The 3,398-nt window shown below is 74.7% G+C and carries 2 protein-coding genes; both read right to left on the reverse strand.

Translation table 11 applies throughout. The annotated features are described in order from the left end of the window. A partial coding sequence (locus tag GL263_RS23715) for a phosphodiester glycosidase family protein (RefSeq protein WP_182857785.1) occupies positions 1 to 1,648 on the reverse strand: 1,648 nt, incomplete at its 3' end. Positions 1,649 to 1,915: 267 nt separating this feature from the next. Beyond that, on the reverse strand, positions 1,916 to 3,298 hold the full coding sequence (locus GL263_RS23720; RefSeq protein ID WP_182857787.1) for an L-serine ammonia-lyase: 1,383 nt from the start codon (positions 3,296 to 3,298) through the stop codon (positions 1,916 to 1,918). Between the last annotated feature and the right edge of the window lie 100 nt (positions 3,299 to 3,398).

Below are 3,398 nucleotides of genomic sequence, written 5' to 3' on the forward strand. Positions count from 1 at the left end.
GGGTGTTGCGGACGCGGCCGTGGGTGGTGAGGGTGGTGGAGCCGCCGCCGTCGAGGTTGAGGGCGTCGACGGCGCCGAGGCCGCGCATGACGGCCGCCGTCTCGGGGATGGTGAGCCCGGCGCTGTGCCCGGGCCGGCGGCCGTCGGCGGTCATGAGGATGAGATGACCGGAGGCCGTGATCCCGGCGGCGGTGCGCGGGTTCCGGCGCAGGTACCAGTCGTGGTAGAAGGTGCGGCGGTCGTGGCCGTCGACGGCCTCCGGGCTCCAGCCGTCGCGGACGGGGTCGAGCGCGGGGCGGCCGTCGCGGAGGAGCAGGGGACCGCCGTCGACGATGTCCAGGCCGGGGGTGAGGCGGAGCCGTTGGCGGGTGTCGGGGTCGGTGACCTCCTCGCGGAGTCGGAGGCGGTCGCCGGGCTGGGCGTGGGCGGCGAGCCAGGTGGCGGCCGTGCCCTTTGCCTGGACGACGCTTCCGCCGGGCGGCACCGGGCCGCCGAGGCGGTCCTGGAGCGCGGTGACCCGGCCGTCGCCGTCGAGGAGGGCTTGGCGGCCGTCTCCGGTGGGGGCCTGCGGGCCGTAGGCGGGGGTGATGACGACGAGGTCGTCGGGGCTGCCGCAGGTGTAGTCGTGGTGGGCGGCCTGGTCGCGGCCGGTGGCCCGGGTGCCGCCGCAGGAGGGGACAAGCCCGGGAAGGCGGTTGAGGCCGGTGGTGGTGTGCGTGCCGCCGCGGGAGCTGGTGAGGGTCAGCCGGGTGGACAGGCGGCGCACGGCGGGCCGGCCGCCGGAGGGGCCCGGCAGGACGAGGGCGGGGCGGTGCCGGACGGACTCGGAGAGGAGGTCGCCGTCGACGACGGTGAGGCCGGCGGGGTCGCCGGGGGTTCCGGCGAGCCAGGGCCCGGGCTCGCGGCGGGCGTTGGGGGTGACGTAGAAGCCGCCGTTCACGGCGGCGAGGGCGCCGGTGCGGCGGGCGACGGAGCCGACGGTCTCCACGCCCTCGACGCGCCCCTGGCCGAGTTCGACGCGGAGCCGCCTGGCGGAAGCGGGGTCGAGGACAAGGACGTCGAGATGCCAGGGGCCGGTGGTGTGGTGGCCGTCCTCGCTGGTGTGGTGGACGCGGGCGCCGAGGCCGGCGCGGACCAGTTCGGCCCGCAGCCGACTGGCTTCGTCGGCGGTGTTGAAGACGCCGACGCGGACGGCGGTGGCCATCGGGCGGCCGGGCGGGCCGCGCGGGTCGGGGCCGGCGACGGCTTCGCGGCGCGGGGTGTGGCCGAGTTCCCGCAGCCGCTGTTCGAGGGCGGTGATCTCCGGTTCGCCGGTGGCGAGTCCGACGGTGACGGTCCAGTGGTCGTCGGGCGAGGCGTGGCCGCGCGTGATGGTGAGGTGGGTGACGCCGGGCGCGACGGTCTCGCTGGTGCGCGTCTCTTGGAGGGCGCCCGAGCCGAGCCGCAGGGCGGGCGCTGCCGCGTTCGGTCCTGCCGCCCCCGCGTGGGGGACTGCCGCCGCGGGGCGCTGGACGGACTCCGCGGTGGAGGGCGTGCCGGCCAGCAGGACCAGCAGTGCCAGCGCGGGGACGAGGAGGGCGAGGACAACCGGGCGGAGGGCGGCGCCGGATCGTCGGCGGGTACGGGGTCGCCTGCTGGGGTGCCGCATGCCGTGGGGCCCTCCGTCTCTCTCACCTGAGGAAGCAGAGCAGGTGCATCTTCCCGGTCAGAGTGGTGAGACGGGGTTACGGCAGGGTGGCTGACGGCGTGTCGGCGGGTGACGGCTTCGCCACCGGCAGGCGCGCGGCGCCGGAAGGGGCGTGCCGACGGAAGGGGCGCGCCGACGGCGCCGGAAGGTGCCGGACATGCCACCGCGCCGCCGGTGGGGCCGGCGGCGCGGAGTGGGTGCGGAAAGTGGGGCCTTACGGGCCCGGGGTCAGCATTCGATGATGTTGACGGCGAGGCCGCCGCGGGCGGTCTCCTTGTACTTGACGCTCATGTCGGCGCCGGTTTCCTTCATCGTCTTGATGGCCTTGTCGAGGCTGACGTGGTGGCGGCCGTCGCCGCGCAGCGACATCCGGGCGGCGGTGACGGCCTTGACGGCGGCCATGCCGTTGCGCTCGATGCAGGGGATCTGGACGAGGCCGCCTACGGGGTCGCAGGTGAGGCCGAGGTTGTGTTCGATGCCGATCTCGGCCGCGTTCTCGACCTGTTCGGGGGAGCCGCCGAGCACTTCGGCGAGGCCGCCGGCGGCCATGGAGCAGGCGGACCCGACCTCGCCCTGGCAGCCGACCTCGGCGCCGGAGATGGAGGCGTTCTCCTTGAAGAGCATGCCGATGGCGCCGGCGGCGAGGAGGAAGCGGACGATGCCGTCGTCGTCGGCGCCGGGCACGAAGTTCTGGAAGTAGTGCAGGACGGCGGGGATGATGCCGGCGGCGCCGTTGGTGGGGGCGGTGACCACGCGGCCGCCGGCGGCGTTCTCCTCGTTGACGGCCATCGCGTAGAGGGTGACCCACTCCATGGCCAGCGCGTCGGGGCGGCCCTCGGCGCGGAGCTGGCGGGCGGAGGTCGCGGCACGGCGGCGGACCTTGAGGCCGCCGGGCAGGATGCCCTCCTGGCCCAGGCCGCGTTCGACGCAGGCCTGCATGACACGCCAGATCTCCAGCAGGCCGGTGCGGATCTCGGTCTCCGTGCGCCAGGCCTTCTCGTTCTCCAGCATCAGGGCGGAGACGGACAGGCCGGTCTCGCGGGTGAGGCGGAGGAGTTCGTCGCCGGTGCGGAAGGGGTAGCGCAGCGGGGTGTCGTCGAGCTTGATGCGGTCCTCGCCGACGGCGTCCTCGTCGACGACAAAGCCGCCACCGACGGAGTAGTACGTCTTCTCCAGCAGCGGGCGGCCCTTCTCGTCGTAGGCGAAGAGGGTCATGCCGTTGGCGTGGTACGGGAGGGAGCGGCGGCGGTGGAGGACGAGGTCGGTGTCGTGGTCGAAGTCGATCTCGTGCGCGTCGCCTATCTCGGCGGCGAGGAGGCGGAGGCGGCCGGTGGTGCGGACGCGTTCGACCCACTCGTCGGCCTTCTCGACGTCGACGGTCGCGGGGGAGTGGCCCTCGAGGCCGAGGAGGACGGCCTTGGGGGTGCCGTGGCCGTGTCCGGTGGCGCCGAGGGAGCCGAAGAGTTCGGCGCGGACGTTCGTGGTGTGGGCGAGCACGCCTTCGTTCTTCAGCCGGCGGGCGAACATCCGGGCGGCGCGCATGGGGCCGACGGTGTGTGAGCTGGACGGGCCGATGCCGATGGAGAAGAGGTCGAATACGGAGATGGCCACGGCGTGACTCCTTCGTCAGCTCGGGTGGCCGCCGGGGTACGGCGGGTGGTGCGGGAAGTGCGGGTCTCTCCGGAGGGAAGGCCGGGGAGAGGGGCCGGGG

Origin of the sequence: Streptomyces durbertensis (assembly GCF_014156695.1) — a bacterium.
Lineage (GTDB): Bacteria > Actinomycetota > Actinomycetes > Streptomycetales > Streptomycetaceae > Streptomyces > Streptomyces durbertensis.